Origin of the sequence: Pseudomonas sp. WS 5071 (genome assembly GCF_012985765.1) — a bacterium.
GTDB classification, from domain to species: Bacteria; Pseudomonadota; Gammaproteobacteria; order Pseudomonadales; family Pseudomonadaceae; genus Aquipseudomonas; species Aquipseudomonas lundensis_A.
Window position 1 is genome coordinate 1 of the sequence record NZ_JAAQWY010000086.1, and the last position, 825, is coordinate 825.

Below are 825 nucleotides of genomic sequence, written 5' to 3' on the forward strand. Positions count from 1 at the left end.
TCGTTGCGCCGTCGCCAGCGACTACGAGCTTCTCGAAGTTGCCACCCGCGGTGCCGGTGATCTGGACGGTCTGGGTGCTCTTGTCGATGAACACGTCATCGCCTGGAGCATCAACAATCACGGTACCAACGGTTTCACCGGCTTTGATGGTGATGGTTTGCTTGTTGTCGAGTGTCAGGGTGACGTCAGTGTCAGCCTTGTTGCTCAAGGTGGCGGTGTAGGTGATTTTCCCGCCTTCGTTGACGGCGCTTGGCGCGGTCAAGGTGACGGTGGTGGTGTTGTCGGTGCCCGGTGTGTCAGTTACGACGGTGGTGACTTTATCGGTACCTGGAACCAGGTTCTCGAAGTGCTCGCCACCGGTAACTTTTTCGATGCCGGTCGTAACAGTTTGGTCGCCTTTGTACACATCATCCGGCGCTACAGCCGAAACAGTACCGCTCGACTCGTTCACACCGATAGTGATGACCTGTTTGTTATCGAGGGTGATGGTCAGCGGACCAGTGGTATTGGTGACTGGCTTGCCGTCTTTATCAACCAAGGTTGCGGTGTAAACAATTTCGCCGCCTTCGCCGACAGTTTTGGTGGCAGTCAGCACCACATCAACTTTGTCGATAGTGTCGTTGATAGTCGTTGTCGCGCCGTCGCCAGCAACCACAAGCTTCTCGAAGTTGCCGCCCTCGGTGCCGGTGATCTGGACGGTCTGGGTGCTCTTGTCGATGAACACGTCATCGCCAGGGGCATCAACAATCACGGTACCAACGGTTTCGCCGGCTTTGATGGTGATGGTTTGCTTGTTGTCGAGCGTCAGGGTGACGTCGGTATCCG

At 56.1% G+C, this 825-nt stretch carries 1 protein-coding gene; it reads right to left on the minus strand.

What is annotated here, in order from left to right:
- On the minus strand, nucleotides 1–825 hold an 825-nt coding region (locus tag HBN61_RS22325), incomplete at both ends, for an immunoglobulin-like domain-containing protein (RefSeq protein WP_346266471.1).